A 21,825-nucleotide genomic window follows, 5' to 3' on the forward strand; every position below is an offset into this window, starting at 1 on the left:
TTTACGCAGAAGGAGTCCACCTTAATGATTGTCCCGGGTCTATAATGTTAACCCAAATTTGTCCGGGAACGAATCTTATTTCTTGTCCTGATTCATCATAAAACATGAGTTTGCTTTCAACTTTGCTTCTATCTTTTTTCCAAGTGCCTTTGTATTGTTGGCCGTTCATGTAGTAGAAAGCAGAGCCTGAATCAATAGTGTCAAACCATGGGTCTCCAACTTGAACATTAACATATTGTTCTCCAACCTTGATTGGAGCAGCATCGGCGATCATAACTACCACGTTTTTTGGTGCAATTCTTTCTTTAGTGTTGCGATCAGTATCAGCCACATCTCCCCAGGTTCTAAGATATGAATTGCTGGCTTTGTCATAATCATATTCAACATCATAAGGTTTAGCGTAGGCAACCCTAAGATTGCCGCCATTTGGTCTTTGGTCTAAAGCAATCTCTGTTTGGTGCGGATATCCTACAAATTTATTCTCTGTGCTATATCCAAAAGATTTAGCTCCAACTAAAATTTCCGAAAATTTTGCATAGCCGGAATCAACTCCTCTTTCCATTCCTTCTTTTCTGAAGCAGTATTGTCCTGCTGATTTTCCGGCATCATTATTGCAATTCATGTTATCAATAATTCCATTATTAAGCACATCCCTGAATTGCTCTATATCAGCTCTTCCCCAATGCACATAAATTGAATCTAGGCTTTTAGCGATATGCACAAAATCGTGTCTTGCACTCCTGAGAGAGCCAACTTCTTCCGGTAAAGTGCATCCATATACTCCCATGAGACGCGTGATACTGCCATAAACAGCTTGCATTTCGATCACCATATCAGCTTGTGACAGTCCGGCTAGAGGACGGGCAGGAACGTCAGCTGGTTGCATTACAGCAAATGTCCTTTTATTCCAGTTATCGCAGCCAATCCCTGTGATGGGACTGACATCGCCTTGATTTGATGGCTCGGTGGATTCGGGAACATTGGTTATTTGGATTTGTTTACCTTTTTTGCTTCTTAACATTTGCCGACCCTTAGCAAAATAAAAAACTCCGCCAACGATAATTGCGGCAATAAGCACTATAATGGCTATTTGTTTCCTGTCCATTTTATTTTTTTTGTTAAATTATTAATTTTGACACTTTGGACAATAAAAAGCACTTCTTTGGCCCAAAGTCATTCGCTTGATTATTGTAGCACACTTAATACAATTTTTTCCAGCTCGACGGTAGACTCTTAATGCTTTTTGGAATTTTCCCGGAGCCCCGTCTGTATCTCTATAATCACTGTCAGATGTTCCACGCATTTTTATGGCTTTTTTAAGCACAATTAAAGTGGCTTTATATATCTTATTAATTTCATTTTTTGATAAGGATGCAATTTTTCTTTGCGGTAAAATTCCGGCTGAATATAAAATTTCACTGCGGTAGATATTGCCTATTCCTGCAATAAGTTCCTGTTCCATAAGCACTAAACCAATTGACTTATTTTTCCTTTTATCTAGAATTTCATTAAATTTTTTCAGAGCGAATTCTTTGCTGGTTGCATCTACGCCAAGTTTATTTATTTCTTTAAGGTTGTTGATTCTATCTGTATCTTCTAAAACAATTTTAGCGAATTTTCGAACATCAGAAAATTCCAAATTAATTTTATTTTTATTTTTTTTAATTTTCCAAATATGATGAATATAGCTGTTTACCTTATCATTAAAATAATTTTTGTCTTTCGTCTTTTGTCTCTTGTTTCTTTCTTCTGGTTTTACCAGCAGGTGTCCGGTCATTTTAAGATGAATGTATAAAGTTTTTCTATCTGATAAATCAATAAAAATATTTTTTCCAATTCTTCGCACTCCCAATATTTTTCTATTTTTTATTTCTTTTTTAAAATTGGCTAACGTCTTATTTCTGATGGCCTTTGGCCAGTCACTCCAAAAATCAGCTATCGTATAGCCGACAATTTTTTTATTCAGATCCGAAACAATTGTTTGTACTTCGGGTAGTTCTGGCATAAATCAGTTTTTAGTTGGTCGTTTATGGTTTTTAGAGATATACAAAGTATAACACTTATATAAAAAATAAAAAAAGTGGGCAGTCATAAGTTCTGACTGCCCACGAGAGGGGTTGAAATTAGAAGGCGATAATCAGACCTAACCGAATTTTATCAGTTATATCTGTTTCCCTTTCCATTGTGGTCACTGTTGTTGATTCCGCTATTGTTTCTACCGCAACTTTTTTAACATTCCATTCGCGAGAAACTCGAATGTAAATGCTTACATCTTTGGTTATTTGGTAGACTGCCCTCGGGCCGAAGAAATACCAATTGTGTTCGTTTCCTTCCCACCAATGATCATAACCGAAATCAATTCCAGCCGAAAGCTTATCGGTAATAGGATACATAACTCGCACAAAATTATCGATGTATCCATTTTCCTGACTTGTTATGCTGAAGTAATTTCGGGCATCCACTAAAACCTTGAATTTCCCGAAACTATCTGCATACCAAATTCCTACCTGGAAAAAATCACTGCCTGTATCGTTAGTGGACAATCCTACTAAAGCCGACAACGGTCCTTTGGAAAACTGGATTGAGGGCTTAATTGTGAACGAGTGACTTTCGCTGATATAACTGGTTTCCAGCAAACCGGAATACTGTTTGTATTTCCAGAAAGCGTTCAAAGATTGGCCAGTTATATTTTCTCCTTTCTCCGGATAGACAAAGTCACTAATTCTAATATCGATTGATCCGGAAATTTTTTCGGAATTTGCATCCTGGGCGAGAGCTGAACCTGCCGTCAAAAACATTACACATATCCAAATGAAAAACTTTTTCATATTTTCCTCCTTTACCGGAGGAAACCTCCGGTTATTCAGTAATTAAATTTAATACTTTAACTTTGCACTGAATAACCGAAAAAATTGGAACATGATCGATTTGACGGCAGAATTCTTTCAGCCGCAATAAATTTTTCTGAATCTTATTAATACTACAAGATAAAACAACTTGCAGATTAAAAGTTTCAACAATCAGTGAATTAACATCTTGCTGGCCAACATTTTTTTGACTTTGGTTATCGCTAGATATACTCATCCGCGCTAAGTGCTGACCTTGATCCGCAATTTGTTCCCAAGCAGTTTCGGGCAAAAAGTTTTTGGCTTTTGCTTTTGTTTCCGCCTGCACTAAATTCGGAATGAAACTGATCAGTAATGTGGCAATTAATGCCAGAGCCAATCCGTGTCGCGGTGTTAAACCTGCTTCTGCCAGCTGGTTTCTCCAAGAACGTAGAGATAAAGCATTTTCTCTGAACTCTTTTATTTTTTGAATTTCTTCATTTGATAAATAAGTAAAGAGATTTTGCTTGGTTCTTCTGTACTCGGCTTCAACCAAATAATGCCGTTCCTTTTTCTTCACCCACTGGATAAAAATATAACCAATTACTGCTGGGTAAGAAATCAGCATCAGCAAAAATCTCAACGGTCTAGGGAACATGCTTTTTTCTTTGTCCTTATTTTCGCTCGCCCAAATAACGAACAGCATGAAAGCAAATGGCATAAATCTAAAATAAACAAACAAAAACCATTTTAAAACTCCGCGCCAGCCAAGAGCCTTCAATTCATCTTGAGCTTTTTCTCTTGGAATTCGAGCAGGATCAATAAATTCCTTGTAATCTTCCCGTGCTTTTTCCAAGGCGACATAATCTTTTTTAGTTTTTAAACTATCTCGGCTGATCTGATTCAATTCTGATACACCAGAAACTGTCCCAAGACCATCTATGCCCATCTCTTTACCTTTTCGGGAAAAATCTTTTAGATCGCTAAAATAATCAGTGACTGTATAAACTTCTCCACGAGATTTTTTTTCTTTTGCCTTGGTTACTTTTTCTTCCATGTATTTATGAAGAATTTGTTGTCTTTTAAAAAGTTCCTCTCTCGGTATATCTGGGACTTTAGCCTCATTCTCTTTATGAAGTTGCCAGCAAGATTGCGGCAATCCTGTAAAGAAAATGAACAAAAACAGCAAACCCAGCTTCATAAACCACGGTTTACGGATAATACGCATCTTGCTCACCACCTTTCATATTTTATTTTGTTCTTAAAGAACAAGAACAAATAAACATAGCATAAAATACTATGTTTGTCAATATCTAAATGATTTATTGGTAGTTGTAAAAAGTATTGATTTTAAAGTTATATTTCTCCCCAATTATCTCCAATTTTGACATCGGCAACGAGAGGAACTTCGAGCTTGATGATATTTTCCAAAATTTCTTTAACTTTTTTAGCAACTTCTTCAGCAATAGCTTCTTTAACTTCAAGAATTATTTCATCGTGAATTTGCAGAATTATTTTAACACTATCATTTTTAGAAAATTCATTATGAACACCTATCATGGCTATTTTCATTATATCGGCAGCTAATCCCTGGATTGGCATATTGATAGCCATGCGTTCAGCAGCATTGGCAACTTGCATGTTAGGTGAATTGATTTCCGGAATATTTCGGCGTCGTCCCAGCAATGTTTCCACATAACCATTTTTTCTGGCAAATTCGCGAGTATTTTTCATGTACCTAGCTACATCCCCAAACTTTTCCATATAAGTGTTTATAAATCTTTGCGCTTCTTCCCTTGAAATCCCAGCTGACTGTGAAAAACCATAGGCGCTCATACCATAGATAATTCCAAAATTAAGAGCTTTAGCGCCTGAACGCATTTTCTCAGTAACTTGCGAAAGAGTTACTTTATTAATTTCTGCTGCAGTCAGCTTGTGAATATCATCTCCGCGATGAAAGGCCTCAATAAGTTTTTTATCATTGCTAACATGAGCTACACAACGAAGATCTATTTGAGAATAATCAGCGCTGATTAATTTATACCCGTCTCTGGCAACAAAAGCAGTTCTAAGCAACTGACCCAATTCTGTCTTAATCGGAATATTCTGTAAATTTGGTTCGGCTGAAGAAAGTCGGCCGGTAGCAGTCACTGCCTGATTGAAGGTGGTGTGGATACGAGAATTTTTATCAACAAGTTTAGGTATTGTGTCTAGGTAGGTTGTCTTTAATTTGAAAAGTTCCCGATATTCTTCGATCTTTTTTATAATCTTATGACTGTCTTTTAATTTTTCCAGTTCATCTGCTGCAGTAGAAAAACCGGTCTTACCTTTTTTTATATTAAAAGTCGGAAGTTTTAATTTAACAAAAAGAACTTCTGCTAGCTGTTGTGGTGAATTAATATTGAATTCTTTACCAGCCAAAGCATAAATTGATTTTTCAAGATTTTGGAGAGTACCTGATATTTTTTCTGAAATGCCTTTGAAAATAGTAGTATTTATTTCAATGCCTTCGAGTTCCATTTTGTCCAGTATTTTCACCAGTGGCATCTCAATATTATAAAAAACATTCTCTAAATTTCCTGGCACATGTTTATTTTTTTTCTGTTCTTCGCTGATGCGAGCCATTTCTTTTTCCATAGAAAGCTTAAGCTTCAAGGCATAGTCAGCTTTTTTGCATGTTTCCATGGCAGCATTTTCCTTATCTTCTTCACTGGCAACCAGTGACAACTGAATTTTTTGTTTTTTCCCAAAATCAATTTCTTCTCCCAATTCTGACATCGCAAGCTTTTCCAGTGTTATTTTTTCTCCCGGGTTCAGGACATAGGCGGCAATCATCACGTCCCAATAAATATTTTGCAGATTTATATTTGCGCTAGATAATTGTTTGAATATGGATTTCAAATCAAAGCCAATTTTTTTTATGGCAGGATTTTCCAAGATGTTTTTTATCTCCGGATTTATATTATCAATAGGGAAATAAGCCGAGCGTCCGGTTTTGTAGGAAAGGGCGATGTCATTTAAAATTCCATTATTAATTTCTGTGGCAATGGTAATTTCTTTGACATCTTTCAGTTCGGAAATAATCTCGGCGATATTTTTTTCATCAGCAATAAAATATTTGAAATCTTTTACTCCGGTATTTCCATTTGCATATTCAGGTTTAATCTGCTTGCCAGAATCAGGAAGTCTCTTAATAAGGCTGTAAAAATTAAGCTCGCTGAAAAGTTTTACTATTTTGTCGCGGTCAAAATCATGCAGCCTGGATTTTTCCAAATCAAATTTTATTGGCGCATCCAGGGTTATGGTGGCCAATTCTTTGCTTAGAATAGCGTTGGACTTATCTCTTTCCAGTTTTTCTTTAACTGCACCCTTAATTTCATTGATATTTTTATAAACCCCATTAATGTCTTTGTATTTTTTAAGCAGATCAACAGCCGTTTTTTCGCCTATGCCTTTGACGCCCGGGATATTGTCTGATGGATCACCCCTAAGTCCCTTGTAATCAATAAGCTGCTCTGGTTTTAAGCCATAACGCTCGAAAACTTTTTCCTCGTCATATATAACAGCATCGCTTAGGCCGCGTTTCATAGTATATACTTTTGTTTTGTCATCGATAAGCTGCAACGTGTCCATGTCGCCGGTCACGATAATTGTTTCAATTTGCTCTTCATTATTTTCAACTTGTTTTGCAACAGTTCCAATAATGTCATCGGCTTCAAATCCAGCTTTTTCATAAATGGGAATATTGAATTTTTCCACGACCTCTTTTACTCGTGGGATTTGGGCATAAAGCTCATCATCGGCTTTTACACGGTTAGCTTTATATTTCTCAAATTTTTCATGGCGGAAAGTCGGTCCTGCCAGGTCAAAAGAAGCAGCCACATAATCCGGCTTGAATTTTTCTATGACACTAAGGAGGGTCGAAGAAAATCCGTAAACAGCATTGACTAGTTCGCCTTTTTTGGTGGAAAGAGGTGGCAAAGCGTGATAGGAACGATGAATAATCGCATTCCCATCAATTAAAATAAGTTTTTTCCCGCCTTGGGATAATTTTGTCTTTTTTTCCATATATTCATTATACATTCAAAAGAAGCTTTTTCAAACAAAAAACGGGCTGTGCAAACACTTAACCCGCTTCAAGTTTTAGATCAATTTATTTTTTTATTGTCTGTCCCAATTTTCTATTTTTTCAATCTGTTCCTTGATACTCTTTGATTCTATAATTGTCCCATCAGGACCAATGGTCCTTATTTTTTCCTTTTTTTCCGCCTCGTTTTTCTCTTTGATATCTAAATCATCAAAATCATTTAAATCTGGTGGAATAGGTTTTAAAAACATGTCTTCTTTTCCCATATTAGTTTTTTTTGGTTTTTGCCAAAATAGTTAATTATTATAAATAAAAAAGAACGGGGAAAACTCACCCGTTCTTGTCTATGCTACCATTGTAGCATACTTTTTGAAAAAAATCAAGTTTTTAAAGCATTACGCCTTCTTTTGGCAAGAGAAATTGTCATTTCCTTTTCTCTTTTTGTGGCGTTGCTTTCCAGAGATTTTTTTTCTGCATAATTAATTTGTTTTAACAAAACTTCTTTTGGGTTTTTATATATCTTGCCCAAAAGCACTAGTGCTTTTTTGTCTGCTTCTATGCAACTGGTTTCATGTGATTCACGATCTTTTATTACATGTCCGATCTCATGTGAAAGCATTGCATATACAATTTCAACAGCCGCTTCTTCACAAATCATTTCTTTAACTTTTATGTTTATAAGAATGAAATGTTTTCCCAACCCTTCGTTAAAAATGGTGTATCCTAAAAAAGGAACATCAGTGACAAAAATAAAATTTATCATCCCTTCTTCCATAGGATCAATCAATTTTAAAATCATTTCTTGTATTTTTTCGCTTAAATCAGAATCATTGACTCTTTCAAGCATTGCGCATCACTTCCTTTCTTGATTTATTTTATTTTTAAAGAAGACCATAAACATTAGCACTATTCATGCTTTTTGTCAATGGGTGTGGCAAACTCTATTCATTTAGGGATATTTTTCTTTCCTTATCTCTTATCCATTTAAAATTAATCCAAAGAGAATTTTTGGGGATTATTTTTTTTACTCTTTCCGCCCATTCGATAATGACGATAGAGTTTGGTTTCCCAGCGAAATCTTTCCAGCCTAATTCTAATAAATCCTTAGCTTCAATACGGTAAGCATCAATATGATAAATAATTTTTGATTTAATTTTATATGTTTTTATTATATTAAAAGTTGGGCTGGTAAAAGGGCCTTTAATTTTAAGTCCTTTTAAAATTCCTTGTGTGAAAGTAGTTTTGCCGGAACCTAAGTCTCCGGAAAGGCAGATTATTTCTCCGCCACGAAGTTCCTTAGCTAATATTTCGCCAATCTTTTTAGTCTGAACTGATGAAGTTGTAACAAATGATGTAATGGCCATATAGCAAAAACATATAACATAAAAGAAAAATAAGCAATAAAAAACGGCAGCTAAGACAAATTTTTGTCAAAGCTGCCGTGGCAGGTTCCTTTAATACCTATAGTGTCTATAATAACGTCCCTGATGATGTGTATATGGATAACTATATGAATGATGAAAAAAAACATCATTAACAGCACCAAGGAACAGTAACGCGGCAACAGCACCAACCACCGAAGGATCAATAGTCAAAACGGCCTGTTGCCTGACGCCGTACGAGTCAGTTACATATCTGTTTTGTACGGCACAGCCGCTAATCGCATTGAATAATAAAACTGCCAGCAAAATAGTAAAAAGTTTTTTCATTGCCCAAACCTCCTTATATTTTAAAAAACTTGTGATTTTCTATTAAACTCAAAAATTAATATTTTGTCAAGACTAGAAGTTTTTTATTGACATTATCGAATAAGCTTGCTAATTTATATTACCATGCTAATTTAATCAGCAACTATCGTTTTATATAAAAAGTTCAACATATGAGTCTTGATAGCGCGCAACAACTTAATAATGTTTTGAATAATGCCAAGAACATCTTAATTTTTATGGGACGTGGTTCAGAAGGTGACTCGATAGGATCAGCTTGGGCAATATATTTCTTTCTGAAAAAAATGGGAATTCAGTCAACTGTAGTAACTCCTGATATTAAAAATAATTTTGACCGTTTTTCTTTCTTAACAAAACCAGAAGAAACGATAAGCAGTCTAGCTGGTGCGCGTGATTTTGTACTTTCATTCAATACTGAATTCAATAAAATAACTAACGTACGTACTGAGCGCAATAATCAACAATTAAATATTTTTATTACTCCGGAAAAAGGCTCTATTGATCCGCGTGATTTTTCTTTCATTCCTGCAAAATTCAAATATGATCTTGTGATCGTGCTAAATAGCCCAGACAAAGAATCTTTAGGAAAAGTTTACGAAGAAAATCCAGACATTTTTTATGAAGTTCCGGTTATAAATATAGATTATCATGCCGATAATGATAATTTTGGACAGCTTAATATAGTTGATATAACCGCTTCTTCAACTTCTGAGATAGTGGCTGACCTAATACAAAAAATTAACGCGGAAAATTTGGATGAAACTATAGCAGAAAGCCTGTTGACCGGAATCATTGATGCGACAAACAGTTTTCAGAAGAAAAACACTACTCCGAAATCATTACAGATATCTGCGGCCTTGATGGCTAAAGGCGCAAACCAACAAAAGATAATTCGCTATTTATACAAAACCCAGCCATTGCATCTTTTGAAGCTCTGGGGAAGAATAATGGCACGTTTATATTGGGAAGATGATATTAGTCTGGCTTGGGCACCTGTATATATAGAAGATTTTGTACAGAGTCGCAGTAATCCGGATGATATTACATTTATTCTTGATAAAATTAAAGACAATTACTCTGCAGGTAAAATTTTTATGGTTCTTTACAATGAAATGCCTGGAGAAGTTTGCGGAATTATAAAATGTAACAATGCAGAACAATTAAAAAAGATAGCTGAAACATTAGAAATATCTGCTAACGGTGACACATGTCAATTTAAGCAGGAGGCTGTCGATACAGTAGAAGCTGGCCAACGCATAGTTGAAAAGATAAGAATGCAAATAGCAGATCAGCAATAAAAATACTTAAAGGACTTTTTCCTGGTTAATGATTTTTTAATTGATAATAGATGTCTCTTGGATTAATCCTACTTGTGGTAGGTTTTTTATTATGATTATTTTTTGTAATTTTTGTCTATTTATAGTACAATTACACTAAACTTGAACGGAATAGGAATATTTAAACAAAAAATAATTATGGTAAAAGTTTCTGATAAACAATTAATTAGAGACAAGGAAAAAGAAACACAAACCGGGAAGCTTCTGAAAAAAATGAGTGGCCAGTCAGAAGAGGAAATCGCATCCCAGCTAGCTGCTGAATGTGGGCTTGCTTATGTCGATTTGAATATTTTTCCAGTGAGCTCAGATGACATGCGTTCTATTAGTGAAGAAGAATCAAGGAGGTACAAAATGATAGTTTTTCAGAAAGCTGGCAAAGAACACAGAATCGGGGTTGTCAATCCTACGAGTCAAGAAACCATATCTTTTATAGAAAAACTTAAAAATGAAAACGGATGGTTAATTCATTTGTATGTTATTTCGAATTCTTCTTTTAATAAAATATGGAAAAGATATGCTGCTATACCTTTTCTGGAAAACCTGGAATCAATGCAGATATCTCTCAGTGGCAAAGATTTAGATGATTTTGATAAAGAATTTGGAAATTTACTCGAATTAAAGAAACGTATAAATGAAATTCCCACTTCTCAGATAATTTCTATAATCATGGCAGGGTCCGTAAAGATGAAGGCAAGTGACATACATTTTGAACCGGGTGAACAAGAAGTACGTATGAGATTTCGCATAGATGGAGAACTTCAGGATATAGCTAGTTTTCCATTAGACACTTATCATTTCATTTTGTCACGTATAAAAATGATGGGTAAAATGAAAATAAATGTACGTGATATTGCACAAGATGGCCATTTTTCTGTTGATATAGAAAATGGCAAAATAAATGTAAGAACCAATATAATTCCCGGAAATCACGGAGAGTCAATAGTTATGCGTATTTTGAGTCAGGCTGACATAATGTTGGGAATTGAAGATTTGGGATTGAGGGGATTAGCCTATGAACGGTTACAAAAGGAAGTTTCAAAACCGCATGGCATGATTTTAACAACAGGGCCTACTGGCAGTGGAAAGACTACGACCCTTTATGCTCTTGTTAATAAGCTCAACACCGCAGGAGTTAAAATTATAACAATCGAGGATCCAATTGAATATGAAGTTAAAAATATCTCTCAAACTCAGGTTGAAAAAGGAAGAAGCTATACTTTCGCAGAAGGGCTCAGAGCCATTGTACGTCAAGATCCAGACGTTATTTTAGTAGGTGAAATCCGTGATGATGAAACAGCAGATATAGCTGTTAATGCAGCTTTAACCGGTCACCTTGTTCTTTCTACATTGCATACAAACAATGCCCCGGCATCAATACCAAGGTTTGTAGAGCTTGGTATAAAACCTAATTTAATATCACCTTCAGTGAATGCATTTATTGCGCAAAGGCTTGTACGCAAGCTTTGTCCACATTGCAGAGAAGAATATGCTCCGGCGCGTGAAACAATCGATTCTATTAAAAAGATTCTTTCTATAATTTCACCTAAGGCAAAAGTAGAAATACCAAAAACAGTTGAAAAACTATATCGTCCAGTCGGATGTTCTAAATGCCACAATATTGGATTTAAAGGACGCATTGGAATCTTCGAGATCTTAACGATAACCGAACCAATAGAAAAACTTATTTTGGAAATGGGTAGTGAAAGGGAAATAACACAGGCTGCGCTGGAAGATGGAATGATAACAATGGCGCAGGATGGAATTTTAAAAGCTATCGAAGGACTGACTTCCATGGAAGAGGTTTGGCATGCAACAGGCCAGACAGAATTTCTTGAAGAAATATATACAAAATTAATGGAGCAGTCGCTATCCAGGTCAGTTGAAATTCACGAAGAAGATCTGAAACTAGTTTCAGAAAACATGACCTCAATTGAATCTTTAGGTAAATTCTTACAAAACTCCAATCAAAAAGAAGTGGCTAATTATATTTTTGCTAGCAGTTTATTACTTAATGTTGGAGATATACACATAGAACCCGAAGAAAAAGTAGTAAAAATAAGATACAGAATGGACGGAATTTTGCAAACAATTGCAGAAATTCCAATTAACGAGTATCCCAGTTTGTTGGGAAATATAAAATTTTTAAGCGGATTCTCTTCTGAAATAAGGGGAGGAGTCATGGATAGTCGTTTTACTATTGCATTAGAAAAACCATATAAAAATATAACTGAAACAAAAGTAGATGTTCGTGTATCAATAATACTTGGGGGGTATGGAGAGACAGTCGTTATGAGGCTTCTAAATAAATCATCTGTTGCTCTTGATTTAGAGAAACTCGGTATTCGCAAGCAAAACATGGAAAAAATAATTGAAGAGACGAGAAAACCAAACGGAATATTTTTAAACACAGGGCCTACAGGATCCGGCAAGACCACGACACTTTATAGCATTATGAAGATTTTAAATAAACCTGAAGTGAAAATAATAAGCGTTGAAGATCCGATTGAATATCAGCTAGAAGGTATACTTCAAACTTCTGTTAATGATAATGAAGGATATACTTTTGGCACCGCTTTGCGCGCGCTTCTGCGTCAAAATCCCGACATTATGATGATTGGTGAAATTCGCGATGAAGAAACAGCCAATATAGCAGTTCAAGCTGCTCTGACTGGGCACTCTATCCTTTCTACTCTACATACAAATAATGCGGCTGGTTCTATACAACGTTTAATTAATATGGGAGTACGTAGTGATGATTTAGCAACAGCTGTCAATGCTTTGATGGCGCAAAGGCTTGTGCGTAAGCTTTGTGATTGCAAAACAAAAAGACAAATGACGGAAGAAGAAAAGAATAAAGTCAAAAAAATACTTCAGAACGTGTCTGACAAATCTGGAGTGGCTATTCCACCAATAGAAAGTGTTTATGAACCAAAAGGCTGTGATAAATGTAATGGCGTAGGATATAAAGGCAGAACAACAATAAGCGAGGTTTTTGTAATCGATCGAGACATAGAAGAATTGATTATGCAAAGCGCTTCCGCCACACAGCTTCAAGATAAAGCAGTGGAAAATGGAATGATAACAATGGAACAAGATGGAATTTTAAAAGTTCTGGAAGGCGAAACAACTTTTGATGAAGTGGACAGGGTAGTATAGATAGCTTTTTAGGCGTTAGCTTCATTAGCTTTTTAGAAAATATAAAATACAATTTTTTCGACAATTTTAAAAGGCAGGGATTTTTCAATCATCTGCCTTTTTTAAGCATAAAAGATTTAAGGCAGGGCGAATATCTCGCTCTGCCTTTGTTCTACTTGGTAGGTTCAGCCCAGGTTGGGTTAAATGATCCTCTCCGTTCGACAAATTGGATATATCCAGACTTGCCGATGGATTTTATGGTCATTGGAGATTTCTCTCCTTTGATATTTACTTTCATTCCGGGAGCCAGAGCTTTCTCCTTGACGGAAGAGAGTCTGAAATTTTCTCCTTTTTCTTTTCTCTCTCGGTCTATTTTCACGTCAATGATCCTCCTAATTGAGTTCATCTCCTTTCGACTCCGTTCTTTCTTAAAATCAAATCCGGGCATGAACTTCCGGATTATATTTTTGTATCCCTCATTTGTAAATATCATTTTCTCCCCCTCCCTTGTTTTTTGTTTTTATTGATCTGTAGACAAGTCCCAAAAGACGGATCCTTCGGGGAAGGAACAGTGTCGAGGAACTCCGCAGCCGAAACCGCAAAGCCCATATCTTGGCAAAAAAGTTCCCAAATTGAGGACAAAAGATAGAAGCCCCCAACTGCCTACAGGTCAATAAAAACAACAAGAGATAAGTATTTTTTCGTTGATTTTAGAGTTTAGCACAGCTTTGTTTTTTTGTCAACTCCACGCTAAATTTTGTAATCATGGTATAATATTAACGGAAATGTCGAAAACTTGGTTTAGGGGTCAAGCCGTGCTAAAATAAACTTATAGAAAGCGAAAATTAGCGTAAAAGGCAATAAGATAGCTTACTATAACTATACTATATAATACGCCAGAATAAGTGATTTTTTTCAAAATATATGATTACAACCTCAAATGAGCAGGAAGAGGACAAAAATTTAGATACGACACTTCGTCCACAGAGACTTTCGGAATATGTAGGACAACAGAAAATTCGCAAAAATCTGCAAATGTTCCTTGATGCTGCCAAGAAAAGAGGAGAACCAATCGAACATGTTTTATTATATGGACCAGCTGGGTTAGGAAAAACTACTTTGGCGCATATTATTGCCAATGAAATGGGAGTAAAAATAAGAGTAACATCTGGTCCTGCTATTGAAAAAGTAGGAGACTTAGGATCAATACTGACAAATTTACAGGATGGCGACGTTCTTTTCATTGATGAAATACACAGGTTAAATAAGCTTATCGAAGAAGTTCTTTATCCTGCTATGGAAGACTATAAGCTGGATGTGATTATTGGTAAGGGTCCTTCTGCCAGGACATTGCAGCTTGATCTTCCAAAATTCACTCTTATCGGAGCAACAACTAAGCTTGGATCAATTTCGAATCCACTCCGAAACAGATTTGGAGCTATCCATCGCTTGGAATTTTACGACGAAGATGAGATGAAGCAGATTATTAATCGTAGCGGAAAAATATTGGGTGTGAACATAGATGAAAGCGGTGCTAAAGAAATAGCTAAATCCAGCCGCCGGACGCCACGTGTAGGCAACAGGATGATAAAAAGAGTGCGTGACTTTGCCCAAATAAAAGATCATAAAATAATAGATTCAATTGTGGCAAGAAAGGCTTTAGCTATGATGGAAATAGATGAATTGGGTTTGGAACCGACCGACCGTCACATCTTAGAAACTATCATAAAAAAATTTAACGGTGGCCCGGTAGGCATACAAACAATTGCAGCGGCTACATCTGAAGAAATTGAAACTATAGAAGATGTTTATGAACCATTTTTAATCCAGCTAGGATTTTTAGCCCGTACGCCCAGAGGAAGGATAGCAACTAATCTGGCTTATGAACATTTAGGTTTTCCTATCCCAAAAGATAGTCAAGAAAAATTGCTTTAATTTTCTTTATTTTTGGTGAAAAATAATATATAATAACTTTATAAATTGTTAAATTATGATTGCAATTTTTCAGATATTATATTTTCTTGTCTTTTTCGTTATGTTTTTAATGAGTATTTTTATCGTTTTTCATATTGTTTTTTATTCATATACCCAGGTCTCTAAAATAATAACACTTGTAATATTTGTTCCAGTGTCAGCGGTCCTTTTATTTACAAATCTTGCATTGTTTTTTTCAATACCGCTCGAAAATGTTTTTTCAGATATTATAAAATAGTTTTTTATTCAAATTAACAAATATTTTTTTAAATTTTCCATTATGGATGGATTTCCAAAATATAATTTTAAAGATTTACGTCAAGATGAAAAAATTATCAAAGTTCTTCACCGCAACTGGTTTTATCTTTTTCAGCAATTCTTCATTTTAATTCTAGTAGCGTCTGCTTTTGTGGCTAGTTCTTTTTTTGCTCCTGTTTTTTTTCCAAACTTTCTTGAAAAAGTTGACAAATCAGTCATTCTTTTTGCTCAAAATTTTTTTATACTTGCAATTTGGCTTTATGGATTCATGATTTGGATAGATTATTATTTCGATATTTGGATAATAACATCTGAGCGGATTATAAATATAGAACAAAAAGGGATGTTTTCCCGTGAAGTTAGTGAACTTAGATTCCAAAAAATCCAGGATGTTACCACGAAAGTTGTTGGATTCATACCTACTGTTCTTAATTACGGTGATGTAAGAGTTCAAACAGCAGGAGAAGAAAGGGAATTTATTTTTCTTACGATTTCTAATCCATATGATATTAAAAATCTTATAATGAGCTTGCAAAAGCAGTGTGAAGAACATTCCAAAAATGAAATAGAGGAAATGCTCAAAGCAAATTAGGAAAGTAAACTGAATAAAATTCGGGTGAAAACAAAAAGAAAAATAAAAATAGCATATTTTTTTTGCATACTGCTAATTATACCGGCAGCTTTTTTTGTTTTTAATTATTCATGTTTTGCCAACGAAAATCCTATAATAAGCGCTGTGCAAACTAAAGGAAATAATGCCAACGATGATTTCATAGAAATATATAATCCAAGTTGTAATGACATTAATATCTCCGATTGGAAAATAATAAAAAGAACGGCTTCTGGAACCGAATCATCAATAAAGGTTATAAGTCATGGAACAGTTATTAAAGCAAAAAGCTATTTTCTCTGGAGCAATTCAGGATTTTCTGAAACAGTACGAGCTGATCAGTCAACAGTATCTATCTTATCGGATAACTATAGCATTGCCTTATTTAATGACGATAAAATTACTGATTCAATAACCTGGGGAATTAATTCAAATCCATTTTTTGGGAGCTATTTTTATTCTGAAAACTTACTTAAATCCCAAGTTCTTAAAAAAGATGCGGATGGTGATTTTTCAACGGAGATAAATTATTTACCTAAAAACTCTTCAATTGTAAATGAAGCAGAATTGTCTTTATGCAAAAAAGAAGATCCTGTGTCTGTTGAATATTCAAATAAGCTTCAAATTAGTGAGTTATTGCCTAATCCAGAAGACGGTGATGAAGAATATATTGAATTTTACAATAATTCGGATGAAAAAATTAATCTTAAGGGTTGGTCTTTACATGACGCATCAAAATCAGGCGAATATGTTTTTTTATCAGCCGATTACATGGAGCCGGAAGAATATTTTGTAATTTATAAATCAGATTTTAAATTTGCGCTAAACAATAGTGGAGATGAAAATTTAGTGCTTTTTGACCCAAATAAAAAAGATATTTTTGAAGTCTCGTATTCTGGCAGTAAAAAGGGTATTTCATATAGCTTTGATGGGAATGAATGGCATTGGAGCAAGTTTCTGACTCCGGGAGAAGAAAATAAATTTGAAAAAATTCACAAGGGAAAGCCGGATATTGACGAAAATATATATGTGAATGTGTATGCTAATTTTAAAATTGGTAGACTTTCCAAAAAAGCTAAAGTGACATGGGACTTTGGAGACGGACATAAGAGCTATCTTAAAAAAACAAAACATAAATATAAAAAAGCTGGAAAATATGAAGGCAGTGTAAAATATTCAGAGGGCAGCGAAGACAGGATAGAAAAATTTACTATAGAAGTCGTGAAAATGAAACATCCGGAAGTTAAAATTATTTCGGTTAATGCTAATCCCATAGGTAGCGATACGGAAAATGAAACTATTACGGTAGAGAACAAATCTAAGAAGAAAATAAACCTCAATGGCTGGAGTATAGCGACGGGCTGGAAAAAACTCATTAATCATCCTATTTCGATCGATTTTGAAATTAAAGCTGGAAAAAGCAGAGAAATTACCCGTGAAATTTCCAAATTTACTTTGAATAATACGAAAAACGAAATAGAACTTCGCTATCCGGACGGAAAAGTTGCCTATGATTTAAAATATAAAAAGAAAAATGACTCTATTAAGGAAGGAGAAATTTATACAAAAAGTAAAGGCGGATGGATATGGGTTGGTAGTAATAAGCAGGTAGAAAGCAGTAATCAGGAAGCAATAAATAGCGAGCAGGAAGATATAAATATAAATGGAAGTGATGATATGGAAAATATTTCAGAAGCAGATATTATTTCAAAGCCGATGTTTGAAAGAGAAAATAAATTGGTTTCAAACAATAAAAAAATATTCAAAATAGAATTATCAAATAATTATCCGCGTGTTTTAGGCGAAGAAACAGTCAGAGAAATTGATGGTACTTATTTTTTCACGGCAGAACTACCAAGGCAATCTCATTACATGATTATTTTTATAAAAGATTTATTTACGGTAATAAATTTAAAATTAAATTTTATAATAAACTTTTTCCTAAACTGAAAAAAGCTTATCTAAAAAAGATGCTTTTATTTTCTCTAAGTAAAAATCATAAATAATTACGAGCTTTACAAAAAAGCCCACCTTCACTTGCATAAGCTATGGCGGGCAGGACAATAGAAGTTACGCTAAACCTTCTTGCCATATTACGTGGTTATTTCATCTACTATTCTGATAAGTTCTCCAATTGAGTGCCAATTATCTTTGGGTATGTAATCGTGAGCTTTTTGGGCAAAAGAATATAAATTCATTTTTTCTCCAAAATTAAGAAACCTTGCTTCTGAAGGCAGAAGTTTTTCGTATTCAGGCTTGATGTCATTGGGAATCCATTTAATAATTGAGTTTAAAATAGATCTTAGTCTTTCCAATTTTTCTCTCATTTTTCAACTCCTTTCTCTTTAAAATTAAAAGAACTTTTCTATTTATGTCCGTTTTAGCTTAATACAATATTTAAAACAGATTATTACAAAATTATAAGATGTTTACCTTGAAATAGATTTTTATGAGTGATAATATTAGTTTGTATAAAATATAAAAAATAAATCTATGTCCGGACATTCGCATTGGGCAGGAATCAAACAAAGAAAGGGCGTTAACGATGCCAAGAAAGCGAACGTATTTACCAAATATGGACGGCTTATTTCTATTGCCGCCAAACAAGGTGGCGGCAATCCGGATCATAATTTTTCCTTGCGTTTAGCTATTGATCAGGCGCGGTCGGTCAATATGCCAAAAGACACCATCGAACGTGCTATTAAAAAAGGCACAGGCGAACTCAAAGATGGATCGGAAATTGAAGAAGTAATTTATGAAGGCTATGGACCAGGCAATGTGGCAATGCTGATCAAGACGGCTACTGATAATCGCAATCGGACCTTCAGTGAAATTAAAAGTTTATTCACTAAAGGGGGAGGTAAACTAGGCAGTGAAGGCAGTGTCAAATTTATGTTCAAACAAGTAGGCAGTATTGAAATCTTAAATGAAAATAGAAATTCAGATGAAATTGAAATAGCAGCTATTGAAGCTGGAGCAGAAGACATGGCTTATGAAAAAGATTTTATTATTATTTATACGGCCACAACGGAATTACAAAATGTCAAAGAAAGCTTAGAAAAGAATGGGATTAAAATAGAAGGTGCTGGATTGATCTATGTGCCGTTGCAAAAAATAGAACTTCTTCCTGAGGCTAAGACAGCTTATGAAAATCTTTGGGAAAAATTGGATGAGCATGATGATGTACAAGAAATTTTTGACAATCTTTAATTGTTTATCAGATGAAAAAAAAATCAAAAAATATTGAGAAATTAAGAGTTCTCGGTATCGATCCCGGATCAGCAACTGTTGGTTGGGCAGTTTTAGACGAAAAAAATGGGAATGTAGAATCTGTGGCTTATGGACACATTTCAACTTCACCCAAAAATAATACCGCAGAAAGACTTCTTGAGGTTTCTAGCGACTTAGAGCAGATAATAAAAAAATATAAACCAGATGAAGCGTCTGTAGAAGAATTGTTTTTCTTTAAAAATGTAAAAACAGTCATGAAAGTCAGCCAGGCCAGAGGAGCTATACTCTTGACTTTGGAAAAAAATCGTGTTAACGTATGCGGTTATACTCCGCTCCAAGTCAAGCAGGCTTTAACAGGATATGGACGGGCGGAAAAAAAGCAGGTTCAATCGATGGTTAAAGAGGTATTAAAGCTTAAGAACATTCCTAAGCCAGATGATACAGCCGATGCAATTGCAATTGCTCTCTGTCATTTGAATAGTAGAAAAATGAAATCAATAAAATGTAAATAAATACGAATTTGAATTTAAAATTAATTCAAATTCCTAGAAATTAGAATAAAATTATGCAAAACATAAATCCTTTTATAAGCTACCTTGTTAATCAAGGGGTGCCTCTTGATACTGTCATCTTATTATTAATGCTGCCTATCGTTGTCACTCTCATAGCTTTTTTTCGTCAAGTTATTGGTATTAAGGCATTTGGAATTTATACGCCAGCTATTATAACATTTGCTTTTTTAGCTATGCCACAACTCAGGTATGGCCTCGTAATTTTCATAAGTGTTATCTTAATGGGTATGCTTATGCGCTTCATGCTTAAAAAACTGCGTATATTATATCTGCCAAGAGTTGCCATAATGCTTAGCATAATTGCTGTTGCAATTTTGATAATGCTTGGTTTTGGAGGCTCTATGCACAGAACAGGCTTAGCTTCTGTTTCAATTTTTCCTATATTGATAATGATTACAATTGTAGAAAAATTTGTTGCTACCCAAATAGAAAAAGGAAATAAAGTCGCCTTAATTCTTGCTGCAGAAACTTTAATAATTTCAATAGCCGGTTACTATTTAGCAAGCTGGCCATTTCTTATAAAAAGCATAGTAGCATTTCCGTGGTTAGTTCTTTTTACGATACCGGTCAATATATTACTTGGCAAATGGAATGGTTTAAGAATAAGCGAGTATATAAGATTTAGAGAAGTTTTAAAAAACATAAAGTAGAAAAATGTTTGATTATATAAAAAATGCACATAAGTTGCTTGGCATGAATGCTCGCAATCTTGAATATATACGTCAATATAATCGCAAAAATGCGAAACGCCTTGCTGATGATAAAATCATGAGCAAGCGTATATTAAAAAAAGCAGGTATTCCCGTGCCAGAACTTATTGCTAAAATTAAATCAGTTGAGGAATTGGATGATTTTAACTGGGATCAATTGCCAAACTCTTTTGTTTTGAAGCCCAGCCGAGGTTTTGGTGGCGGTGGAATTTTAATTGTGTATGGAAAAAAGAAAAATAAAAGTGACATTTGGATTAAAGCTGATGGGTCTACAATCACAGTTGAAGATATTAAAAGCCATGTACTGAACATATTAGATGGATCATTTTCACTTTCTAATCTTCCTGATGTTGCATTTTTTGAAGAAAGGCTTGCACTTCTTAAACTCTTTAAGCCCTATGCCTACAAAGGAGTTCCTGATATTCGTGTAATTGTTTTTAACAGTATTCCTGTAATGGCAATGCTTCGTCTTCCAACCAAAGAATCAAAAGGAAAAGCTAATCTGCAACAAGGTGGAATAGGAATAGGAATAGACCTGGCATCAGGTATAACAACTACAGCAGTTTTGGGAAAAGGTAAAATTATTGACTATGTTCCAGGAACCAGACTCCTGCTTTCAGGTATAAAAATTCCTTATTGGAAAGAAATTTTGCTTTTAGCTGTCAAGGCACAGGAAATTTCTGGCATGGGATATTTAGGTGCTGATATTGCCATTGATAGAGAAAGAGGACCAGTTTTCTTAGAGATAAATGCACGTCCAGGGCTTTCCATACAGATTGCAAATTTATCAGGATTAAGAGAGCGGCTGGAAAGAGTAAAAGGAATTAAAATCAAGTCAGCTGAAAGAGGAGTTCGTGTAGGAAGAGACCTATTTGGAGGGGAAGTCGAAGAGGAGTTGGAGGACATTTCTGGGAGAAAAGTTATCGGTACTATAGAAAAAATAAAAATTATTTATAAAGACGGAAAAGAAATTGAAGTTGATGCCAAAATAGATACTGGAGCTAATTCAACATCTATAGATTATGAGCTAGCAAAAGAAATTGGTTTTGGCGAAACAGTTGATGAATTTTCTAAAATAGATTTATCACAATATCAAATACTTCCAGAGAATGAATCTGAAATCAAGAAAGATATCCTAGCAAAATATAAAGAAAAAATTACAAGTCTGGAAGATGTCGCAGTTATTTTTTCTTCTAGCGGCTCATCAATAAGACCGGTTATTAAAGTAAGTTTTATTATGGATGATATAGAAATAACATCAAAAGCAAATTTAGTAAAAAGAGAAAATCTTAAGTGTCCTGTCATTATTGGAAAAAGAGATCTGAAGAAATTTCTAATAGATGTGAATAAATAAATTAT

Annotated in this window: 20 protein-coding genes; 9 read left to right on the forward strand and 11 right to left on the reverse strand. The window is 34.6% G+C overall.

Annotated features, from left to right (window positions below):
* Window position 1 precedes the first annotated feature (1 nt).
* The 9 genes from PLR68_02595 to PLR68_02635 all read right to left on the reverse strand — a co-directional run bounded on the left by PLR68_02595 (window position 2) and on the right by PLR68_02635 (window position 8,621).
* Window positions 2-1,105, reverse strand: coding sequence for a DUF3048 domain-containing protein (locus PLR68_02595; GenBank protein ID HOW60609.1), 1,104 nt, complete (start codon window positions 1,103-1,105; stop codon window positions 2-4).
* A 21-nt stretch (window positions 1,106-1,126) separates the two neighbouring features.
* A complete protein-coding gene (mutM, locus tag PLR68_02600) occupies window positions 1,127-2,005 on the reverse strand; it encodes a bifunctional DNA-formamidopyrimidine glycosylase/DNA-(apurinic or apyrimidinic site) lyase (GenBank protein ID HOW60610.1) in 879 nt (292 codons plus the stop codon).
* A 118-nt stretch (window positions 2,006-2,123) separates the two neighbouring features.
* Window positions 2,124-2,828, reverse strand: a complete 705-nt coding sequence (locus tag PLR68_02605) for a hypothetical protein (protein HOW60611.1) — start codon at window positions 2,826-2,828, stop codon at window positions 2,124-2,126.
* A 31-nt stretch (window positions 2,829-2,859) separates the two neighbouring features.
* Window positions 2,860-4,053 carry a hypothetical protein gene (locus PLR68_02610; GenBank protein ID HOW60612.1) on the reverse strand — a complete coding sequence of 398 codons (1,194 nt, stop codon included), beginning with the start codon at window positions 4,051-4,053 and terminating at the stop codon, window positions 2,860-2,862.
* A gap of 128 nt (window positions 4,054-4,181) precedes the next feature.
* Entirely contained in the window at window positions 4,182-6,893 is a 2,712-nt protein-coding gene (gene polA / locus PLR68_02615; GenBank protein HOW60613.1) for a DNA polymerase I, read from the reverse strand.
* A gap of 93 nt (window positions 6,894-6,986) precedes the next feature.
* A complete protein-coding gene (locus PLR68_02620; protein ID HOW60614.1) occupies window positions 6,987-7,178 on the reverse strand; it encodes a hypothetical protein in 192 nt (63 codons plus the stop codon).
* A gap of 113 nt (window positions 7,179-7,291) precedes the next feature.
* Complete coding sequence (locus PLR68_02625; GenBank protein HOW60615.1) at window positions 7,292-7,759, reverse strand: hypothetical protein; 468 nt, start codon at window positions 7,757-7,759, stop codon at window positions 7,292-7,294.
* Between the two features lie 94 nt (window positions 7,760-7,853).
* Complete coding sequence (gene tsaE, locus PLR68_02630; GenBank protein ID HOW60616.1) at window positions 7,854-8,276, reverse strand: tRNA (adenosine(37)-N6)-threonylcarbamoyltransferase complex ATPase subunit type 1 TsaE; 423 nt, start codon at window positions 8,274-8,276, stop codon at window positions 7,854-7,856.
* 90 nt (window positions 8,277-8,366) lie between these two features.
* Window positions 8,367-8,621 (reverse strand): hypothetical protein, encoded by a 255-nt coding sequence (locus PLR68_02635; protein ID HOW60617.1) that lies wholly within the window; start codon window positions 8,619-8,621, stop codon window positions 8,367-8,369.
* Between the two features lie 170 nt (window positions 8,622-8,791).
* Here PLR68_02635 and PLR68_02640 point away from each other — a divergent pair, with 170 nt between their 5' ends.
* On the forward strand, window positions 8,792-9,937 hold the full coding sequence (locus PLR68_02640; protein HOW60618.1) for a DHH family phosphoesterase: 1,146 nt from the start codon (window positions 8,792-8,794) through the stop codon (window positions 9,935-9,937).
* Between the two features lie 177 nt (window positions 9,938-10,114).
* A complete protein-coding gene (locus tag PLR68_02645; GenBank protein ID HOW60619.1) occupies window positions 10,115-13,132 on the forward strand; it encodes a GspE/PulE family protein in 3,018 nt (1,005 codons plus the stop codon).
* A 151-nt stretch (window positions 13,133-13,283) separates the two neighbouring features.
* Here the strand turns inward: PLR68_02645 and PLR68_02650 are convergent, their stop codons facing one another.
* The gene (locus tag PLR68_02650; GenBank protein ID HOW60620.1) at window positions 13,284-13,604 is read right to left on the reverse strand and encodes a hypothetical protein; all 321 of its coding nucleotides are present in this window, start codon (window positions 13,602-13,604) and stop codon (window positions 13,284-13,286) included.
* 431 nt (window positions 13,605-14,035) lie between these two features.
* Between PLR68_02650 and ruvB the strand changes: the two genes are divergently transcribed.
* The 3 genes from ruvB to PLR68_02665 all read left to right on the forward strand — a co-directional run bounded on the left by ruvB (window position 14,036) and on the right by PLR68_02665 (window position 17,903).
* On the forward strand, window positions 14,036-15,046 hold the full coding sequence (gene ruvB / locus PLR68_02655) for a Holliday junction branch migration DNA helicase RuvB (protein HOW60621.1): 1,011 nt from the start codon (window positions 14,036-14,038) through the stop codon (window positions 15,044-15,046).
* A gap of 319 nt (window positions 15,047-15,365) precedes the next feature.
* The gene (locus tag PLR68_02660; protein ID HOW60622.1) at window positions 15,366-15,935 is read left to right on the forward strand and encodes a PH domain-containing protein; all 570 of its coding nucleotides are present in this window, start codon (window positions 15,366-15,368) and stop codon (window positions 15,933-15,935) included.
* Between the two features lie 24 nt (window positions 15,936-15,959).
* A complete protein-coding gene (locus PLR68_02665) occupies window positions 15,960-17,903 on the forward strand; it encodes a lamin tail domain-containing protein (GenBank protein HOW60623.1) in 1,944 nt (647 codons plus the stop codon).
* A 143-nt stretch (window positions 17,904-18,046) separates the two neighbouring features.
* Here the strand turns inward: PLR68_02665 and PLR68_02670 are convergent, their stop codons facing one another.
* Entirely contained in the window at window positions 18,047-18,280 is a 234-nt protein-coding gene (locus PLR68_02670; protein HOW60624.1) for a hypothetical protein, read from the reverse strand.
* A gap of 166 nt (window positions 18,281-18,446) precedes the next feature.
* Here PLR68_02670 and PLR68_02675 point away from each other — a divergent pair, with 166 nt between their 5' ends.
* From PLR68_02675 to PLR68_02690, 4 genes are read left to right on the forward strand one after another with little or no spacing between them, the layout of a single operon-like run.
* On the forward strand, window positions 18,447-19,163 hold the full coding sequence (locus PLR68_02675) for a YebC/PmpR family DNA-binding transcriptional regulator (GenBank protein ID HOW60625.1): 717 nt from the start codon (window positions 18,447-18,449) through the stop codon (window positions 19,161-19,163).
* 11 nt (window positions 19,164-19,174) lie between these two features.
* Window positions 19,175-19,696, forward strand: a complete 522-nt coding sequence (gene ruvC, locus PLR68_02680) for a crossover junction endodeoxyribonuclease RuvC (GenBank protein HOW60626.1) — start codon at window positions 19,175-19,177, stop codon at window positions 19,694-19,696.
* Between the two features lie 53 nt (window positions 19,697-19,749).
* On the forward strand, window positions 19,750-20,406 hold the full coding sequence (locus PLR68_02685; protein HOW60627.1) for a 7TM domain-containing protein: 657 nt from the start codon (window positions 19,750-19,752) through the stop codon (window positions 20,404-20,406).
* A 4-nt stretch (window positions 20,407-20,410) separates the two neighbouring features.
* Window positions 20,411-21,820 carry a sugar-transfer associated ATP-grasp domain-containing protein gene (locus tag PLR68_02690; protein HOW60628.1) on the forward strand — a complete coding sequence of 470 codons (1,410 nt, stop codon included), beginning with the start codon at window positions 20,411-20,413 and terminating at the stop codon, window positions 21,818-21,820.
* Window positions 21,821-21,825: the final 5 nt, after the last annotated feature.

Source organism: Candidatus Moraniibacteriota bacterium, assembly GCA_035390125.1.
GTDB lineage: Bacteria > Patescibacteriota > Minisyncoccia > Moranbacterales > GWC2-37-73 > DAOOTD01.